The 18,896-nt window shown below is 65.3% G+C and carries 18 protein-coding genes; 9 read left to right on the forward strand and 9 right to left on the reverse strand.

The features are described from left to right. The first annotated feature begins 27 nt into the window (after positions 1-27). Positions 28-1,035: an NrtA/SsuA/CpmA family ABC transporter substrate-binding protein gene (locus AB3X98_RS17315; protein WP_368602066.1), complete on the forward strand. Its 1,008-nt coding sequence runs from the start codon at positions 28-30 to the stop codon at positions 1,033-1,035. 22 nt (positions 1,036-1,057) lie between these two features. Further along, positions 1,058-2,299 (forward strand): acyl-CoA dehydrogenase family protein, encoded by a 1,242-nt coding sequence (locus AB3X98_RS17320; RefSeq protein WP_368602065.1) that lies wholly within the window; start codon positions 1,058-1,060, stop codon positions 2,297-2,299. Positions 2,300-2,320: 21 nt separating this feature from the next. Here AB3X98_RS17320 and AB3X98_RS17325 read toward each other — a convergent pair whose 3' ends face one another. Next, positions 2,321-3,382 carry an LLM class flavin-dependent oxidoreductase gene (locus AB3X98_RS17325; protein WP_368602064.1) on the reverse strand — a complete coding sequence of 354 codons (1,062 nt, stop codon included), beginning with the start codon at positions 3,380-3,382 and terminating at the stop codon, positions 2,321-2,323. A gap of 246 nt (positions 3,383-3,628) precedes the next feature. Here AB3X98_RS17325 and AB3X98_RS17330 point away from each other — a divergent pair, with 246 nt between their 5' ends. Then, positions 3,629-4,615: an aliphatic sulfonate ABC transporter substrate-binding protein gene (locus AB3X98_RS17330; RefSeq protein WP_368602063.1), complete on the forward strand. Its 987-nt coding sequence runs from the start codon at positions 3,629-3,631 to the stop codon at positions 4,613-4,615. Positions 4,616-4,624: 9 nt separating this feature from the next. Here AB3X98_RS17330 and AB3X98_RS17335 read toward each other — a convergent pair whose 3' ends face one another. After that, the gene (locus AB3X98_RS17335) at positions 4,625-6,082 is read right to left on the reverse strand and encodes an NAD(P)-binding domain-containing protein (RefSeq protein WP_368602062.1); all 1,458 of its coding nucleotides are present in this window, start codon (positions 6,080-6,082) and stop codon (positions 4,625-4,627) included. A gap of 226 nt (positions 6,083-6,308) precedes the next feature. On the opposite strand from AB3X98_RS17335, the gene AB3X98_RS17340 reads away from it, so the two are divergent. From AB3X98_RS17340 to AB3X98_RS17350, 3 genes are all read left to right on the forward strand, one after another. Continuing rightward, positions 6,309-7,385 (forward strand): LLM class flavin-dependent oxidoreductase, encoded by a 1,077-nt coding sequence (locus AB3X98_RS17340; protein ID WP_368602061.1) that lies wholly within the window; start codon positions 6,309-6,311, stop codon positions 7,383-7,385. Between the two features lie 99 nt (positions 7,386-7,484). Then, positions 7,485-8,081 carry a cysteine dioxygenase gene (locus AB3X98_RS17345; protein WP_069266841.1) on the forward strand — a complete coding sequence of 199 codons (597 nt, stop codon included), beginning with the start codon at positions 7,485-7,487 and terminating at the stop codon, positions 8,079-8,081. Continuing rightward, a complete protein-coding gene (locus tag AB3X98_RS17350) occupies positions 8,078-9,685 on the forward strand; it encodes a rhodanese-related sulfurtransferase (RefSeq protein ID WP_368602060.1) in 1,608 nt (535 codons plus the stop codon). Before AB3X98_RS17345 ends, AB3X98_RS17350 begins: the two co-directional genes overlap by 4 nt. A gap of 242 nt (positions 9,686-9,927) precedes the next feature. On the opposite strand, the gene AB3X98_RS17355 is transcribed toward AB3X98_RS17350, so the two are convergent. Both AB3X98_RS17355 and AB3X98_RS17360 read right to left on the reverse strand, forming a co-directional pair. Then, a complete protein-coding gene (locus AB3X98_RS17355; protein WP_368602328.1) occupies positions 9,928-11,181 on the reverse strand; it encodes an arsenic transporter in 1,254 nt (417 codons plus the stop codon). Between the two features lie 182 nt (positions 11,182-11,363). Next, positions 11,364-12,275: a YihY/virulence factor BrkB family protein gene (locus AB3X98_RS17360; RefSeq protein WP_069266844.1), complete on the reverse strand. Its 912-nt coding sequence runs from the start codon at positions 12,273-12,275 to the stop codon at positions 11,364-11,366. Between the two features lie 546 nt (positions 12,276-12,821). On the opposite strand from AB3X98_RS17360, the gene AB3X98_RS17365 reads away from it, so the two are divergent. Next, positions 12,822-13,697 carry a hypothetical protein gene (locus tag AB3X98_RS17365; protein ID WP_368602059.1) on the forward strand — a complete coding sequence of 292 codons (876 nt, stop codon included), beginning with the start codon at positions 12,822-12,824 and terminating at the stop codon, positions 13,695-13,697. 372 nt (positions 13,698-14,069) lie between these two features. Here AB3X98_RS17365 and AB3X98_RS17370 read toward each other — a convergent pair whose 3' ends face one another. The 5 genes from AB3X98_RS17370 to AB3X98_RS17390 all read right to left on the reverse strand — a co-directional run bounded on the left by AB3X98_RS17370 (position 14,070) and on the right by AB3X98_RS17390 (position 17,132). Then, complete coding sequence (locus AB3X98_RS17370) at positions 14,070-14,429, reverse strand: hypothetical protein (protein ID WP_368602058.1); 360 nt, start codon at positions 14,427-14,429, stop codon at positions 14,070-14,072. A 64-nt stretch (positions 14,430-14,493) separates the two neighbouring features. Next, positions 14,494-15,402 (reverse strand): CopD family protein, encoded by a 909-nt coding sequence (locus AB3X98_RS17375; RefSeq protein WP_368602057.1) that lies wholly within the window; start codon positions 15,400-15,402, stop codon positions 14,494-14,496. A gap of 2 nt (positions 15,403-15,404) precedes the next feature. Then, positions 15,405-15,770: a copper resistance protein CopC gene (locus AB3X98_RS17380; protein WP_368602056.1), complete on the reverse strand. Its 366-nt coding sequence runs from the start codon at positions 15,768-15,770 to the stop codon at positions 15,405-15,407. Positions 15,771-15,788: 18 nt separating this feature from the next. Next, positions 15,789-16,688, reverse strand: coding sequence for a hypothetical protein (locus AB3X98_RS17385; protein WP_368602055.1), 900 nt, complete (start codon positions 16,686-16,688; stop codon positions 15,789-15,791). A 129-nt stretch (positions 16,689-16,817) separates the two neighbouring features. After that, the gene (locus AB3X98_RS17390) at positions 16,818-17,132 is read right to left on the reverse strand and encodes a DUF2946 family protein (RefSeq protein ID WP_368610292.1); all 315 of its coding nucleotides are present in this window, start codon (positions 17,130-17,132) and stop codon (positions 16,818-16,820) included. Here AB3X98_RS17390 and AB3X98_RS17395 point away from each other — a divergent pair. Continuing rightward, positions 17,019-17,318, forward strand: a complete 300-nt coding sequence (locus tag AB3X98_RS17395) for a hypothetical protein (protein ID WP_368602352.1) — start codon at positions 17,019-17,021, stop codon at positions 17,316-17,318. The two genes, AB3X98_RS17390 and AB3X98_RS17395, sit on opposite strands and share 114 nt — an antisense overlap. Positions 17,319-17,569: 251 nt before the next feature. Beyond that, positions 17,570-18,658 carry a hypothetical protein gene (locus AB3X98_RS17400; RefSeq protein WP_368602054.1) on the forward strand — a complete coding sequence of 363 codons (1,089 nt, stop codon included), beginning with the start codon at positions 17,570-17,572 and terminating at the stop codon, positions 18,656-18,658. Positions 18,659-18,896: the final 238 nt, after the last annotated feature.

Below are 18,896 nucleotides of genomic sequence, written 5' to 3' on the forward strand. Positions count from 1 at the left end.
CGCTCTCTACAGAAGGAACCACCACGAATGAACGATGTTTCACTGACTCGCCGCCAGCTTCTGCTCGCGGCAGGAGGTTTGCTTGCCGGCGCCGCAGCCGCGCCTCTTCTTTCCGCGCAGGCGGCCGAGCCGGCCCGCAAGCTCACGCGCAACACCGACACGGTACGCATTGGCTGGGGCTACGGCGCCCTGCCCGACATCGCCAGGCAGCGCGGCGTCTTCGAGAAGACGCTCGCCGCGAAGAACATCAAGGTCGAATGGATCGGTCCGTTCCCGAACCATGCGCCCTCGATCCAGGCCGTGGTCGGCGGTAGCGCGGACTTCGGCTTCTGGGGCTCCACCACACCCGCGCTCGCCGCCATGCTGGCCGGCTCGCCCATCGTCTTCACCGGATTCGACGTGTATTCGCCGCGGTCCACGGCCATCATCGTGAAGAAGTCGAGCGGCATCAACTCGGTTGCCGACCTCGCCGGGCGCAAGGTCGCGGTGAACCGCTCGGGGCTCGGCGAGTTCCTGCTCATCGCGGCGCTGGAGAAGCATCATATCGACCGCGACAAGGTCGAGTTCGTCTATCTGAATCCGCCCGATGCGGCGCCTGCATTTGCGCAAGGCAGAGTCGATGCATGGTCGATGTGGTCGCCCGCCGTGGATATCGCGCGCTATTCGCATGACGCGAAGGACATTTTCAACGAGGGGCGCGATCTCGATTTCCTCATCGACTACAGCTCGCTCGTGACACGTCGCAAGTTCACCGAAGAAAATTCGGAGCTGGTGCGCGCCGTGCTCGACGCGTATTACGTGGAAGGCGCCTGGCAGTCGGCGCATGCCGCCGATTCGGAACAGCTCGTGCAGAAGGAAGCGAAGTATCCGGACCAGGTGCGCGACTATCTGACGAGCCTGAAGCGCGTGAACCAGTTTCACGAGCCGGACGACGCGGCCTTCATGGCGCAGTTCCAGCGCGCGGCGGACTGGCTCGCGCAACGCAGAATCATCAACGCGCCCATCAAGGTCGCCGACTACAGCGTCAAGGTGTGACGCGCCATGAATGGGAATGCGCATGACTGAAACCTCCGCCCTCCAGCCCGGCGGGATCGCGCTCGTCTCGCCGTTGTCCGCCGCGCTCGGGTTCTCCGAAGCGATAATCGGGATCGCCGCGACGGCGGCGCAGCGCGAGCGGGAGCAGCGCCTGCCGCACGAAGAGATCGCCACGCTGAAGGCGCTCGGTTTCGGCGCGTTGCGCCTGCCCGCCGACGACGGCGGCCGCGGTCTGTCATTGAGCGAACTCTTCGCCGTGGCGCGTGACGTCGCAGCGGCCGATTCGAACATCGCCCACGCCTTGCGCAATCACTTCTGGCAAGTGGAAGCCGCGCTCAAGCAACGTGCCCTGCCGTTCCATGCGCACGTGCTCGACCTCGTGCGCCAGCGCAAGACGATCGGGCTTAGTTTCGTCGAAAGCGACGCGACGGCGGCCGGCGCGCGGCCGAGCCGCGTATTGAGCCGCCTGGAATGGGACGAGCGCAAACAGGTGTATCTGGGTTCGGGCGACAAGGTCTACGCGACAGGTAATCTGTACAACGATGCATTCATCGGTGTCGCTGTGGAAAGCCGTGCGAACACAACGGTGCAATACGTGCTCGAACGCGCCGAAGGCGTGAGCGACGAGGACGACTGGCTGGGTTTCGGGCAGCGCCTGACCGGCTCCGGCACCGCGCGCTTCCGCGACGTCGTGGTAAAGGTCGAGCATGTCTATGCGCCCGACCCGCCGAAAGCGCCCGAAGCCGCGCCGTGGGGCTTCACCTTCCACCAGATCTACCTGACCAATTGCATTGCCGGCATCGTTCGGCGCGTGGTGCTCGATGCGGTCGAGGTGCTGCGAGGACGCAAGCGCAACTTCTACCACGGCGGGGCGGCGCATCCCGCCGACGAACCGGCGCTACAGGCCGTGCTGGGCCGGATTCGCGCCTACGCGGCGAGCATCGAGGCGAGCGCCGACCGCGCCGTGCAGGCGCTGCAACGCGCGTTGGATAGCGAAGGCACGAACGAGGAATACGCCGCCACGCTCGCCGCGACGCTTGCGGCTTCGGAGGCGAAAGTCGTGATCGACGATCTCGCGCCGCAAGTCGCGAGCTGGCTCATCGACCTCGGCTCCGGCTCTGTGGTGTCGAGCGTGGGCGCGCTGGACAGGCACTGGCGCAACATCAAGGTCATCGCCTCGCACAATCCGCGCCTCTACAAGGAGCGCCTGCTCGGCCAGAACCTGCTGACTGGCCAGCTTCCGCCAACGGGCGCGTTCTTCTGATCGCGCCCGCCGCTACCCGCTTCACGCTGCGAGTTCGCGGCGCACGCGCGGGACGATCTCCTGCGCGAAGCGCCGCATATCGTCTTCGAACGGCTGGAACTGGAGCATGAATAACTCGACGCCCGCCCGGTGAAAGGCCGCGATGCGCCGCGCGACCGTATCGTAATCGCCTACGAGTCCGGCGGCCGTGCCGCCATTGGAACCGACGCGCGCCGAGCGGGCGAAGGTCTTGAACATTTCGGCGTTCGGGTCGATGTTGGCTTTCTGGCGCTCGCGTAACGACTTGTCGAGTTCGGCCAGTGCGAAGAGATGCTCGAGATGGGCTTCGGCCTGCGCTTGCGTTTCACGCGCGATCACAAACGCGGACAGGCCAAAACGCAACGCTTCGTGGCCAGCCGGACGCGTGCGTGAAGACACGTCGGCGATCAGAGCCGCCACGTCGTCGAGCGGCTGGCCGTTGATGAACCACGTATCGCCGTGCGCGGCAACAAGCGAGCGCGCCGGTTCAGACTCACCGCCCACGTAGATGCGCGGACGCGCACGGTACGGATCGGCCGGAAGAAGCCGGTAATCGTCGATGTGGAAATGGCAGCCGTGATGGGTCACGCGCTCGCCGCGCAGCAGCGCGTCGACCACCGAGATCCATTCGCGGCCATAGCGGTAGCGATCGTCGTGTTCCGGAAACGGGATGCCGGCGCGTTCGAGTTCAGGCCGGTTCCATGCGTTCACGAGGTTGATTGCAAAGCGGCCGCCGCTGATGTGCTCGATCTGCTGCGCCATTTTCGCGAGCACGACCGGATGGTAGAGAAACGGCTTGATCGCGGCGATGATCTCGATGCGCGAGGTAAGCGCCGCAAGCGCGGCTGATGCGGTCCACGCCTCGAGCTGGTCGAGTGCGGGATCGTGCGGATTGACCGTATGCTGCGCCACGAGCACCGAGTCGTAGCCAAGCCGCTCGGCTTCGAGCACGAGCGCCTTGTTGCGGGCCCACGAGGCATCGTAGGGTTCAGCGGGGTCTTGCAGCGCCGCGCGGCTTCCGTGCACGAGCGCCCAGATGCCAAAACGTGGGAAAGAAGGGGACATCGCGTGAGAACATCAAAGGACGGCAATGATCGGGCATCCATACTAACGCCACGTGCGTCACGGCCAATCCAATATCTGCTGATATCAAAGCCGTGAAAACGCATTAAGGCGAATCACGCCGCCGATATGGCGCGCTCACCCGGCCAAAGCGCTCCCGCGCGAATCCTTAGCAGAATCGCTTCGTTGCCTTGTGCGCGAAGGTCATCCAGCATTTTCGATTCGTCAACTGAATCCGCTGGGTCCGCCATGTTCTCTCCCTCCCGCCGACGCCTGCTCATTCATGGATCGATTCTCGGCGTCGCGGCGACCACGGGTCTCGCTTTTGCCGCACCGGCTTCCACGCTGCGAATCGGCTATCAGAAGTCGTCTACGCTGATCACCGTGCTCAAGACGCAAGGCAAGCTAGAATCCGCGCTCGCGCCGCTCGGCGTGAGCGTGAGCTGGAGCGAGTTCGCGAGCGGGCTGCCGCTCACCGAAGCGCTCAATGCGCAAGCCGTGGATTTCAGCGCCGATGTTGCCGACACCGTGCCGATCTTCGCGCAGGCTGCACATGCGCGCTTCGTCTACGTCGCCCAGGAAGCGCCCTCGCCCGGTGCGCAGGCCATCATCGTCAAGCGCGCGGGTGCGCTGCGCACGCTCGCCGACCTGCGCGACAAGGACATCGCCGTGACGAAGGCGGCCGGCAGCCACTATCTGCTACTGGCTGCACTCGCGCAGGCGAACGTGCCCGCCGAAGCGGTGCGCATCCACTACCTCACGCCTGCAGACGGGCGCGCCGCTTTCGAGAACGGCAGCGTCGACGCGTGGGTGACGTGGGACCCCTATGTGGCCTCGGTCGACCAGCAGCCCGACGTGCGCGTGCTCGCCGACGGCAAGGGGCTCGCCACCTACCAGCGCTACTATCTCGCCTCCACGCATTTCGCGCAGGCGCGGCCCGACGTGATCGCCGTGGTCTATGCGCAGTTGCGCGACGCCGGCCAATGGGTGCGCAGCGCGCCGCAGGACGCCGCGCGGCTGCTCGCGCCGGTCTGGGGGCTCGATGCGCCCACCATCGAGCGCGCCAACGCACGCCGAAGCTATCTCGTGCGCGAGGTCAGCGCCCTGGTTTTCGGCGAGCAGCAGAAAATCGCCGATACGTTCTTCAACGCGCATCTGCTGCCGGCCCCGGTGGAGACGGCGCACGCCGAGCGCTGGGACTTCGCGCAAAAGCGTGCGATTGCGATCGGCGTGTGAGCCGCTCCGTTATCGCGACGGCGCCGGCTCGACGCGCTCTTCACTGTACACGCTGTCCACATACAGCGACGGCTCGAAATCGGCGGCCACCACGGCGCTCATCCGCGCCTCATGCGCCTCGATATCGTCGAGAAACAGATCCTCGCTGATGCGCCGGATCACGGCGGGGATATCGCGCTTCATGCTCGGCACGTCGCCAACGGGCAGCCCGCGGCTCACGAACGCGGCCGGATTGAAGACGTGAACATTGCGCAGGAACGGTGCCGTGCCCGGCGTCTTCTCCAGGTATTCGAGCGCCGCGCCGAGGTAAGGATGCGCGCCGAGCGCCTCGTCCTGCTCGTGCGGCGCCGGCATGTAATGATCGCGCCAGAGCAGCACGTGATCGGCCAGGTCGGCAAGTTCGGGCCGCGCGTGCAGGTCGACGGCGTAACCGGTTCCGGCAATCGCGAAATCGAATGCGAACGTCGCGTCGTTCACCCGCGCCGCTACGCGCGTGCCCTCCACCGTCGCGCGCTGCCACACGGCGTCCAGATGCAGATGGAAGTTCGGGAAGCGCGTGGCGCGTGAGACGGCGTCGGCGGGCGGCGTCGATCCCGCGCGGCGAAAGCGCAGTGCCAGGCGCCAGCGCAGCGCGTCGGGCAGCGCGGGATAGTTGTCGTACGCGCCAGGATACGCACGGGCGCGCGTCACAGGAAGGCTTGGCAACAGCGCGCGACGCACGAAGAGGTGCACATCGGCAGCGCCCGCTTCGAGCGCCGTCGCCGCCGCGTCGAACGCCGAGGCCGCGCCCCCCACCACCGCGACGGACTTGCCGCGCAATGCGGCGAAATCGATCGCATCGGACGTATGCGCGAGGTGCGTGCGCGGCAGCACGGCCAGCGCCGCGGCGAGGTTGGGCTTGCCATTGCCCGCCACGCCGTTTGCGAGTATCACCTTGCGCGCCGTTTCCACACGCCGCACGACATCGTCACCGTGACGAACGTCGAGATGTAGCCTGAAGTGCGTTCCAACCGGTTCGATGCGCGTGAGCGTCGTGCCGTAACGAACCGCGATGCCGAGGAATTCCCGATACCACGCAAGATACTCGGCCCAATCCTCGCGGCCAATGCGTTCGAATTCGGCGTACGCGGCCTCGCCGTGACGCGCTTCGTACCACGCCTGGAAACTCAGCGCGGGCAACCCTGCTTCCGGCCCCGCCAGTGTCTTGGGCGTGCGCAAGCGCTGCATGCGAGCGCGTGTGGTCCAGACACCCGCGTGCGGCGCGCCAGGCGCGCCGTCGATCACGCTGACCTTGCCGATCCCCGCGCGCCGCAAGCCGAACGCGAAGGCCGTGCCGCTCTGGCCGCCGCCCACGACGACCACGTTGTGATCGATGCCGTCACGGTTGACGACCCAATCTTCCGGATCGGGGCCGATGAGGCGCAGTGTGCTGTGCGCTAGACGGTCGTGCAGTGTGGGATCGCTCATGGGAATGTCCTGCGAAGGGGCACGTGGGGCGCAACCGCGCGCCGGAAATCCGAGTATCGGTGAGCGCTCGCGCGCCGGCAAAGAACGATTCGGACTTTCCTTTTTCGGCGCGCGGCATGCCGCTGCATGTCATGTGCGAATGGAATGTTTATCAGCATTCAATATTTAAACCTCGCATGCCCGGGTGGTAGCCTCTTTGGATCGTTCGTCCACCCAGGGAGCCCGCATGAGCATCGAATTCATCGGCATGATCCAGCAGCGCAAGGTGTCGGAGACGCATCTCGCCGAAGGTCCGGCCATCGACGTCGACTACGTTCGCGACTTTGCGCAGGCGCACGAGCACGCAGGCTTCGACCGCATTCTCGTGCCGCACAGCTCGGTCAGCCCCGACGCCACGCTGACGATCGCCTATGCGGCAAGCGTGACGTCGCGCGTGCATTTCATGCTGGCGCACCGCCCCGGCTTTGTCTCGCCGACGCTCGCCGCACGCCAGCTCGCAACGCTCGATCACTTTTCCGGCGGCCGGCTCGCCGTGCACTTCATCTCGGGCGGCAGCGACGCCGACCAGCGGCGCGACGGCGACTACCTGAGCCACGACGAGCGCTACGCGCGCACCGACGAGTACCTGCAGGTGCTCAAACGTGTATGGACCGAAAGCAAACCGTTCGACCACGAAGGCCGCTTCTATCGCTTCGAACAGGCGTGGTCGGAGGTCAAGCCGCGTCAGCAGCCGCACGTGCCGATCTACTTCGGCGGCGCTTCCGAAGCCGCGCTCGCGGTGGCCGGCAAGCACGCGGATGTGTACGCGCTGTGGGGCGAATCGAAGCAAGGCGTGGCCGACCTCATTGCTCGCGTGCGTGCCGAAGCCGCGAAACACGGACGCCAGGTGCGCTTCTCCGTGTCGTTCCGGCCGATCCTCGCCGACACCGAGAAGGCGGCGTGGGAGCGCGCCGAACATATCCTCAACGAGACGCGCCGCCTGCGCGCCGAACAGGGTCTCGACACGGGCGGCCCGCTTCAGAGCGAAGGCGCGCGTCGCCTGCTCGGCGCAGCGGGCGACGGCGTGCGCGCCGACGACCGCCTGTGGACCGCCGTCGCGAAGGAAATTGGCGGGCGCTCGAACTCGACGGCGCTCGTGGGCACGCCTGGCCAGGTGGCGCAGACGCTCGCCGAATATCACGCGCTGGGCGTGACAACGTTCCTGATTCGCGGGTTCGACCCGCTCGAGGACGCCATCGATTACGGCCGCGCGCTGATTCCGGCCACGCGCGAACTGGCCTCGCGCGTACGCGCCGCCGCCTGATACGGCTGGAGAGACCGCCATGAGCCATCCCGACGCCGCAGATATCGGCACCGCTGCACCGCGCGCCGTCCTCCGGCATGCGCCCATCCGCAAGTTCTGATGGGCATTCACAAGCTTCGCCGCTTCGTCGGCACGATTGCGGAACTCGTGGACCACGCGCCGCGCGAGTCCAGATTGATCGATCGCGGCCTCGATGCGCTGCGCGAACTCGTGCGCGACGACGACTGGTTGCCCGACGCCTACGCCGCGCCCTCGCCTGAGCGCTATCAGCAATACCTGCTCTACGCCGACGCGCGCCAGCGCTTTTCGGTGGTCAGCTTTGTCTGGGGACCGGGCCAGCAAACGCCCGTTCACGACCACACGGTGTGGGGCCTGATAGGCGTGCTGCGCGGCGCCGAATATGCGCAGCCCTACGCGCACGACGCGGCGGGTGCGTTGCATCCGCTGGGCCGCGAGGTGTTGCTTCAGCGCGGCGAGGTGGAGGCCGTCTCGCCGACGCTCGGCGACATCCACCGCGTGCGCAATGCCTACGACGATCGCGTTTCGGTCAGCATTCACGTGTATGGGGCGAACATCGGCGCGGTGCGCCGGTTTACCTATCCGGCCGACGCCTCGCCCAAGCCCTTCATCTCCGGTTACTCGAACGACGTCCTCCCGAACTTCTGGGATCTCAGCAAGGAACCCAACGCCTCATGAAGTCATTTCCCGTACGCACGCATCAGGACGTGCGCAACGCCCTGCTCGGCCGCCGCGAGATCGCGCTGCTCGACGTGCGCGAGGAAGATCCGCATGCGCAATGCCATCCGCTTTTTGCCGCCAACCTGCCGCTCTCGAAGCTCGAACTCGACGCCTGGACGAAGCTGCCGCGCCGCAGCGTGCCGATCGTGCTGCTCGATAACGGCGAAGGCTTCGCACAGCGCGCGGCCACGAAGCTCGACGCGCTTGGCTACACCGATATCGCGCTGCTGGAAGGCGGACTCGCGGGCTGGATCGATGCGGGCGGCGAGGTGTTCCGCGACGTGAACGTGCCGAGCAAGGCGTTCGGTGAATTCGTCGAAGCGGAGCGCCATACGCCTTCGCTGACGGCCGAGGCCGTGAATGCGCTGCTCTCGGGCGGCGAAGACGTGGTCGTGCTCGACGCGCGCCGCTTCGACGAGTACCAGACGATGAACATTCCCGGCAGCATCAGCGTGCCAGGTGCGGAACTCGCGCTGCGCGCCCGCGCGCTGGCGCCCAATCCCGCTACGCGCGTCATCGTGAACTGCGCGGGGCGCACGCGCAGCATCATCGGCACGCAATCGCTCGTGAATGCGGGGCTGCCGAACCCGGTGGCGGCGCTGCGCAACGGCACGATCGGCTGGACGCTGGCCGGGCAGACGCTCGAGCATGGCAGCGCACGCCAGTTCGAACCGCAGGCGGGACGCGACGCGGCCACGCTCGCGCAATCGCGCGCAGCGGCCGCCGCGCTCGCCAGCCGCGCGGGCGTGCAGCGCACGACGCTCGCGCAAGCCGAACAGTGGGCCGCCGACACGTCGCGTACGACGTATCGCTTCGACGTGCGCACGCCTGCCGAGTATGAACACGCACATGCTCCAGGGTTTCAGGGTGCGCCGGGCGGGGAGCTCGTTCAGGAAACCGAAATGTTCGCGCCGGTGCGTGGCGCGCGCGTGGTCCTGTTCGACGACGACGGCGTGCGTGCCAACATGACCGCTTCCTGGCTCGCACAGATGAACGTCGACGTGCATGTGATCTACGAAGCCCGCACCGGGCACCTCACCGAAGCGGGCGCATGGCGCGCGCCGAAGGCCGCCGCCGCCAGCGTCTCGACGATCACGCCCGAAGCGCTCGCCACGCGTCTTGCCGCGAGCGATCATGGCACCGTCGTGCTCGATTTCACGTCGAGCGCCAATCACGTGAAGGCACATATCCCCGGCGCGTGGTGGGCGCTGCGGTCGCATCTCGCGCCAGGCTTCGACGATCTGCGCGCGCTGCCCGATGCGCGCCGCTATGTGGCCGTGTGCATGACCAACGCGCTCGCACCGTTCGCCGCGTCCGAGATTGCCTCGCTCACGGGCAAGCCCGTCGAAGTGCTGGAAGGCGGCACGGCGGCATGGATAGGCGCCGGCCTGCCGGTGCAAAGCGGCGATGCGCATCTGGCGTCGCCGCGTATCGACCGCTACCGGCGCCCTTACGAAGGTACCGACAACGCCCGCGAGGCGATGAACGCGTACCTCGAATGGGAGTACGGGCTCGTGGCGCAGCTAGAGCGCGACGGCACACATGGATTCTTCGTGATCTGAAGGCGACGCCGAGAGCGCGGGTCGCGTAAAACAGGATGCGTTCAGCCCGGCAATCTGCAGACAGTCGAACGTAACGTGATTGCAGCGCGATGACGATTGCCGCGGCCTGATAGCCTAACCGGGCTAGGCCGGAATCGCCTGACGAAATCGATGTGAGCGCGAGGAACTCGACAAGCCTCTCGAGCAACAGTTCGTAGCACTTGAGAGCCCCGCCTCCGGGTTATTACGTGAAAGCGACTCGGCTAGCTTCCCGCCAGAAGCCTTGCGGCCAATGCGCAAATCAGGGCCGGCGGCATCACGACGGCGCCCACGCTCAGAAAGCGGCCAAAGGTAATGGACTCACCTTCGCGGCGAAGCGCGGCGAGCCACAGGATCGTCGCGAGCGATCCAGTCACCGAGAGGTTAGGCCCGAGATCGACGCCGATCAATAACGCGTCGATTACCGGCTGGGGACTTTGCGCCTTGATCGTTGCTGCGCTAGCAACCAGTCCCGCAGGCAGGTTGTTGACGACGTTGCTGACGAACGCCGCCGCCGCGCCCGCGCCCAATCCTGTCAGTGTCTCGTTCGCCGAAGTCGCGTGCTTCAGCAGACCGGCCAGCGCGTCGATCACGCCGGTATGATCGAGCGACGCAACCATCACGAACAGCCCGGCGACAAGTGGCAGCACGCTCCAGGAGATGCGCTTGAGCAACGGCCACGGCGACGCGCGCTCGCGCCATAGCACGACGCCGGTAGTGAGCGAACCCATCACTGCGGTCGGCGCACCGAGCTGCAGGCCACGCAACGACGCGGCCAGAAGCGCAACTGACGTCAGGGCGAGGCCGCAAAGCGTCAGGCGACCACCGGCGCCAAGACCGGACTCAGGTTTATCGTTGGCCAAGGTGCCTTGCAACGCGCGACGCTGCGTCCACCATAGGAGCGCAAAGGTCGCGAACAATGACAACACCGACGCCAGCGCGAATCTCGAGAGCCAGGCTCCGAGCGGCGGCGTGTGATTTCCATATAGAACCAGGTTGGCCGGGTTCGAGATCGGCAGCACGAAACTGGCCGCATTGGCGACGAACGCACACGAGAGCAGGAGGGGCAACGGCTCAGCCTTGGCCTCTTTGGCGGCGGCGTAGACGGCCGGCGTCATGACGACCGCGGTCGCATCGTTCGAGAGAAAAGTGGTCGTGACGACTCCTGCCACGTAGACGAGCACCAGCAGCCGCAGTGGAGAACCACGCGCATGTTGCACGGCGAGCGCGGCGATCCAGTCGAATAGTCCTTCCTGTCTGGCGACTTCCGAAAGCAGCATCATGCCGCCGAGAAAGAGATAGACGTCCGTCCCCTTGCCGATAGCCTGCAATGCCGCGCTCAACGGCAGCAATCCGGACAGCATTAGCAACAGCGCCCCTCCGACCGCCCAGATGGCTTCCGGCCATCCAAGCGGCCGCAGGATGACACCCGCAGTCGCGACCGCTGCGATGGTCCAGGAAAAGACCGCTGGATTCAAGGGTGCTTGCACTGTACCAAGCCTGACAGATCGGGACAGCAGCCCCTCGAGCACCCGTCGTACCCGCCCTGACCGGTCGGCGCTCGCGCAGCCGACGGCAATTTGATCAACGATCCCGGGGACGAAGACCGTCCGGCGCTCGAATCCGACGTGGCGAGCAGGCTTTCGGCTGCCTCCTGTGGTCAACCAGTCACTACCGGCCGCGATGCCGGCTCGCCATTGCCTGTATCGAGGCGCTCGTACTCGGCAATGAGTTGCGCACCGAACAGCATCAGGGTCGCAAGGGTTTCGAGGCTGAATAGCACGACGATCGCCGTCGTCAGCGTCCCGTAGACGACGCTCACCTCGGAGAGCGTCGCGAAATACCACACCAGCACGCGTCGCGTGATCTCCCACAACACGCCGGCGGTGACCGCGCCGACGAACGCATGGCGCAGCGTCGTGCGCCCCGCCGGTATCACCAGATAAATCGCTGTCAATACCAGAATCTCACCCGCGAAACCGCACAGATACAGCACGACCCGGGTCGCGCCTGTTAGCGGCACCGCATGACCGAACAGCACAATGCTGTCGCTCGCTACGGCATGCAGGCCGCTGGAGACGAGCGTCACCACCAGCACGCCGATACCCAAAGACAGGCTGAACAGATACGGCACGATTGCCGACAGCAGGAAGTGTCTGCGCCGGATCGCGACCCGATGCACGAAAATGATTGAAAGCGCGTTCTCGAGCACGGTGAAGGCAAGCGAGCTGAAAAAGATCATCGTGACAACGAGAAACCAGCCAATCACGGAGCGATGGGCGAGAAAGCTGGCAAGCTCCGCCACAATCGCTTTCGACTGCCCCGGTACGAGCCATTCGAGCAAATGGGCGAGCGTATCGAGCAGAAGCTGCTCCCCAACGAAATGACTAAACGCGATCGCGACGAGTATCAGGAGCGGCACGATAGACAGCAACGCGTAGTAAGCGATCGCACCTGCGAGCAGCAACCCCTGGTTCCTGCGAAACGCCGTGCACACCTGGAAGACGAACCGGAGGGGATGCCGGGTAACGAAGCGCAGAGCCTGTCCGTGTGGATGATCGGCGTTGCTCACGTGAAGCTGTCCTGTTTCGTCCGCTCCGGGCAGCGTTCGCCTGCACCCGGCGCGAGGCGTTGCGCCCAAGGCCGCACCGCCTGGGCTCATTGTGCAGGTGACGTCCTGAAGCATAGCGAACTGCGACGTCACCGGTCAGCGAACATGCGGAGAAATCGCTACCTGGCGGTGCGCAGTCTGACGCCTTCCTGGCAGCAAGCAGCGGACCTGCTTGCGCAATACAGACTTGTAGATACTGTGAAACGCAAAGGCGATAAGGATTGGTCGGAGTAAGCGCGCGAATGTCGAACCGGTCAACGCGCCAGTCTGGCACGTCGCCCATGTTCCCACCCTCTTCCGCGGTCCGCTGCGTTCGCGCGCGCGGCACGTTTCGTGCTGTTGCGCTCTTGACCCGCCTGCCGCTGCGTGGCTTCGCATGCAGGCTCACGACCGAAAAGAGGGTTAGCCATGGATGAGATCGATCGACTTGGGAATGACGTCGCAGCAGCGCGGGTCGCGGAGTCCCGCAATGGACGCCCACGCTCCGCCGTTTCCTGGAGCGCTGTCGTGGCGGGAGCCGTGGGCATGGCGGCCTTCGCCCTCATTCTTCTCATGCTCGGCACGGGCCTCGGGCTTTCGTCGCTTTCGCCCTGGTCTGGAAGCGGCGCGCACGCAGAGACTTTCGGCGTGGCGGCCGTCATCTGGATCTGCGTGACGCAGGTGATGTCTGCCGGTCTCGGCGGCTATCTCGCGGGGCGGTTGCGTCGGCACTGGCCCGGTATCGGTACAGACGAGACCCACTTCCGCGACACCGCACATGGCTTTCTCGCCTGGGCGCTCGCCACGCTCCTTTCCGCCATCCTGTTCACCGCGGCCATGTCCGGGCTGGCCCGAGAGGGCGTGAGCGCAGGCGCACGGAGCGCAGCGCACGTCGCGAGCGGCGTTGCCGCCCTCAATCGCGGCAACGCCCAGGCCGCATACAGCACCTGGCCCATGGGCTATCTGATCGACGGCATGCTGCGTCCGGTTGCGGGCGCCGCCGCATTCGGTGCGTTGTCTACCTCGGTTGCTTCGAGTTCACCGAGTACCTTGCATGCCGAACAGGTCTTCGAGACCGCACAGCAGAAGCAGGAGATCGCGCGAATTTTCCTCAACAGTCTGCCCGCGGGCGGGGCGCTTTCGGCCGAGGACACCGCGTACGTAGCGCGCATCGTAGCCGAGAGAACCGGGCTCGCACCGGCAGATGCCCGAGCGCGCGTCACGACCACCTGGTCGCGCTTGCAGGAAAAGGTCGATGCCGAGGAACGCGCCGCGCGCGCAGCCGCAGAAGCGATCCGCAGGGCCACCGTCCGCGTCACCTTGTGGCTCTTCGTTTCGCTGCTCATAGGGGCCTTCTCCGCCAGTCTCATGGCGACGGTCGGCGGCAGGATGCGTGAATGGTGACGGCTCGGCAAATCCCACTACTTTCGATCTGAGAGGAGGCAAACATGCGCTCAATTCTTCTTTTTCTGCTTGGCGTTCCGATTCCGATCATCATTCTTATCGCGCTCCTTTGGCATTGACCCGAACAATTACGCCTGCCGTGCTGCGGCCTTTCACGGGCTGCAGCTCGCCATCCTGTTGCGACCCGTCGCCTTGGCCGGGCTCCTCAGCTGTCGTAAGGTACCCCCGGCGTTGGGCATCGGGTTGTGGGAGTATCCTTACAGGGAGGCCGACGCATTTGGTTTCGTTTTCCTTACGCGCAACTGCCTGCACGGCAGGATTCACGCGTCGAAGCCCCGTTCAACGGAGAGCAGGCAGGTGGCCGTCGAAGGTTCACGCGCGGCCAGACGGACAAAGGAGACAGGCATGAGCACATGCAACGAACCTCATCACGCACACCATAACCACCAGCATGGCCCGGGCTGCGGACACACCGCCGTCAGGCATGGCGACCACGTAGACTATCTGCACGATGGCCATTTGCATCATCCGCACGGTGATCACGTAGACGAACACAGGATCGAAGTCAGCGCAAGGAATCCGGACCAATGCACACCCGACTGCGGTGGCCATGAACCGGGCCACGTCCACGGCCCTGGCTGCGGACACGAACCGGTACCACATGGCGATCATGTCGATTATCTGGTCAACGGCCATCTTCATCACCCGCACGGCGACCACTGCGATGACCACGGTGCGGTGGAACTCGCCTGAGCGCTATTGAAGAAGCGCGACGGGGACCCGGTTCGCTGCCCTGTCATCCGCCCGTTGGAGACGTATGTCCCAGCACGGCCGCGAACACGAGAACGGCCAGCATGACAAGCGCTTCAACAGTCAGCCAGGCGTCGAATCGGCCCAGCGCGGCCATGAAAACAGGGCCGTCCTGCTGGGCGTTGGCACACAGATCAGGCAAGATCAGCCACCGGTTCCAGCCGCCCAATGCCACCGCGGCGGCGACGCACGCGAGCTTCGCAGAGAGGACCCGGCCCCAGGCCGTACCGAAGAACGGCACGCCCGCCTGCGCGGTGTCCTGCATCACGTTGTAGAGGCCGGTGATCAGCACGACGAGGAGCGCGGCCGTCGCCAGATGCGACAGCCCGAGGCGGAACGCCGCCGCCCTTTGCCCAGCCGATGCGTCAGCGACAGGCGCCGCCCGGCGCAATATCACTGACGCGACGATCACGCTGCCGGCCCATAGGGCTGTCGCGCACAGATGCACGAGATGAATGCCTTCGCGCACCGAGAAGTCGCCGGCGTCCGCCGCGTGGCTGGCCGCGGCCTTGCCCGCCGCCCACACGAGGAGGCCCACGGCGAACAGCGGCAGGCCGCGACGACCGGCGATACGACTCAGCGTGGCCAGCAGCGCGCCAACGAACCCGACTGACCACGCGACGCCAAAGTGTGACTGCGTGAGCACGGCGGCGACCGCGTCGCCGGCGCCGGCAAGCGGGGAGCCGCTCATGACGGCGGCCTGCAGCCAGAGGTAAGCGAGAGCCGTGAGCGCCAGCGCGATCACGAGGCCGGCCTGCCACCCGCGCAGCGTGGCCGGCGCGCCCATGCCGCTATGCGTGCCCAGCACGGCGCACGCAAGCGAGCCGGCCGCCGTCGCGAACAGCACGTCCTGCACTGCGGCAAGGGCGATCTGCCCGGCGACAAGGAGCTCCATGATCACTTCACCGTGAACGTGTAGTGCCCCTGCGTGCGATGCCCGTCCGCCGCGACAGCGACCCACGCGACCGCGTAGACACCCGGCGTCTGCGGGTTCAGCGCGACCGACATGTGCTTGCTGTTCGACGGGTCGGCAACGGCCTTGCCGCTCGTGATGGCCTTGCCCTGTGCGTCCGTGACGGTGATCGAGCTGAATGCGGGCTCGAGGCCATCGTCGAAGTCGATTGCGACTTCCTTCTGCGAGCCTGGCACGGTCGAACCAGCCCCCGGCGTCTGATGGGTCGGGTAGGCGTGCGCCTGCACGAACTGACAGACGGCGATCAATAATGCGGCAACGGCGCCGCGTGCGGTCGTATGCAGTTTCATGAAAGGATTCCTCATAGGTCAGAACAGCGGCTTGCCGATCGAATTCGGGAAAATGTCGTCGAAGTAGATATGGGCTTGCACCAGGATACCCGTGTGCGTGCCGGTCGCGCGATTGACGGGAATCTGTGCTTCGACGCCGAACTGCCCGTAGCGATTGATCCAGATCACGCCGGGGTTGATCGTGCCCGTCGTCTGGCCGGCGCACGCGCCTGCCGTGCAGGTGCTCATCGGGAATTCGACGACGGGAATCAGGTTGCTGAACGGCTGGGGCAGCCCGAGATCCTTCACCTGCTGTTGCAGGTACGGAATGCTGTACTGCAGCGTCAAGCCCCAGCCGAGCGAGTTCGGCCCCTGGTCCGATGACGCGGTCGTCAGATTCGGGCCGATCGTGCCGGTGATGGCGAACGGCCGCAGGTAGCCGAGCGACGCGGGCAGGTCGCCGAAGCCCTTGCCGAAGTAGACGGTCGGAGTGAAGGTCGAAAAAGGATTGGCGATCGATTTGGCGCCAGTGCCGCCGAGCGTGGCAAGCAGCCCGACCGACGCCATGAACTCGTGCTGCGGGTTCGCGTAGACAAGATATTTGACGCCGAGCGTGAAATTGTCCCAGCCCTTCGCGCTGCCATCCGGCGAATTCAGGCTCGCGTAGTTGCTCGCAACGCTGAACGCGAGATTCTTCGTGATCAGCTTGTCCCACTCGTACGACACCGTGTTGACGTTCATGTCGTTGCCGTTGCTGTCGGGCGTCTTGATGTGGCCGTACTCCAGGTTGAATTCGTCGCCGACGCCGGGGTCGTCGACCGCCATCGTGGCCGGAAAGACACGATCGCCGACCACCGCGTGGGCCGACGCATCGACTGAAACCAGGCACGACGCAAGCGCGCACAGCGCTGCGGCACCCCGTTGGAGAATGGTTCGCATGTCCAGATCCTGATCGAATGGTGGTGAAGCGCCCTCGCGCCGTGGCAGGCTGGCGCAGAGCAGGCGCGCGCCAGCGCAGCGATGCCGTTCACCGGCATCGCCACATTGGCTGGAAAACGTCTGCGAGGATCAGGATGAGGCGGGCGGAGCGCGCGGCTGGGCCGGCGTCATCACTGTGTATGGGCGGAACGCAGCGGTGACGAGGGGGACAGGAAAGAAGGGGCGCAGCGGCGCGACGCTCGATTTGACGGCCAGGCCGGGCAAGGCTGGCGAGTGAGCGAACAGTGCGCAATACGGACACGCGTCGCACAGCGACGATGAATCGGAGCCATGGTGGTGCCCGGCATGGGCATCGCACGCAACCTCGACAGCCAGTTGAGGGTGATGAGCATGATGGGCGTGATGCGCGACGCCGCCATGCACGCCGCGCAGCACCTGGGACACCGTAGGCGCGACCACGCTCAGCAGGATGGCAAGCATCCCGAGCCAGGCACCGATCTTCTGACGGTGGCGGTCAAGCATGGCGAATCGACGAGACGTAAAAATTTTGCAGAGGAACGGCTGAACCTACGCTGCTCGTCAGCCGGGGCTAGTCATCGCGCGGCCAGTTTGCAGCAGGCAGCGCGATGACTAGGTGGCCGAGCGTACCAAAGCTCTCGACTGGCGGGAGATTCCCCATCGTATAGCGGCAATTTTGCGCTACCGGTCAGTTGAGGTTTGGCGAGACGCCGCTCGCCGCACCTCAACAAGTGCGGCGTCTCATGCACCGTCACGGTCAAGTCACGTCCCCGTGTTTCCATCTATTTCGGTTTCCTACCGGTCGCCTCGGAAACGATGGCGCCCCGACTTTTCTGCCCGCGTACCTGCTTCAGGAGATGAACATGCGAAGCATTCAAACTCTTCACGCAGCAAGCCGCATTTTTAGCCGCACCGCGCTCGCGTTCACCGTACTCTGCTTCGCGGCCGGTGCCGCCGACGCCCAGACCGCGGCAAAACCGATAGTCACTCCGGGATTCAGCCTGTCCGTGTTCGCCACGGGTTCAGGCGGGCTGATGAGCGCACCGGACTCACTTGCCGTGCTTGATGATCACGTTTGGGTCGGCTATGCAAACACCGGCGCACCGGATGGCACGAATGGCGCGATGAGCGTGATTGTCGAATACACGCTGGACGGCAGCGTCGTGAAGTCGTATCAAGTCGCGGGACACAACGATGGCCTGAAGGTCAATCCATACACGCGCGAGATCTGGGCGATGCAGAACGAGGATGCGAATCCGAACCTCGTCATCATCAATCCCGCGACCGGCCAGGCCTCCAGGCCGTATTCCTTCGCCAAAACGCTGCACGGTGGCGGCTATGACGACATCGTGTTCAAGGACGGCCAGGCCTACTTCAGTGCGTCCAATCCCACCCTTAGCGCTAGCGGCAAGAATACGGGGCCCGCGATCGTCCGCGTCGTGCACCTTGATGCAAACAGCTACAGGATCGACGTTACGCCGGTTATGAGCGGCTCGCTCGACGCCAGCAACATTCCGTTTGGCACGGTGGCAACCCTCAACCTGACCGATCCGGATTCAATGACGCTCACGCCGTCGGGAGATGTACTGCTCGATGATCAGGGAGACGGTCAGCTTGTCCTGTTGCGCTCGTCGGGCGATGAGCCGCGCGTGCAATATCTGCCACTTCTCGGCAACGTGCAGGTTGATGACACGGTATTCGCCGCGGCGCGACAGGGGTACTTGCTGGTATCCGATACGAAAGCCAACACGGTGTACAAGATCAGCGCCAATGTCTGGCAGCGTGACGCGGCTTTCTCCGCCTCGACGGGTGTGGCCGCTTCCGGTAGCACGCCGGCAGTGCCGGCTTACGTTGGCCAACTTGACTTGCGCAGCGGAGCACTTCTGCCGCTGGTAACCAATTTGGCCAGTCCGCATGGCATGGCCTTTGTATCGACAGGCGCCCAGCAATAACGGCCGCGTATCGATTGCCGGATGACGTGATCGCAGCAAGCCGGTTCGCGGCGATTGCGTCATCCGGCAAGTGCGCCCCAACGTCGCGACGGTCCCAGGGCGCCCCCTCGGCTCGAAGACGCCGCGCCCCTGAAGCCTTCCCCTCTCCTTCCAACACCCGGTCGAGCGATTTTCGAAAGCGAGCGCCACGGGAAATCAATCAAGCGTGAGCATGCCCGTTCCTGGCGCCCTGGATCGG

Origin of the sequence: Paraburkholderia sp. BR14312 (genome assembly GCF_040948675.1) — a bacterium.
In the GTDB taxonomy this organism is placed as follows: Bacteria; Pseudomonadota; Gammaproteobacteria; order Burkholderiales; family Burkholderiaceae; genus Paraburkholderia; species Paraburkholderia nodosa_A.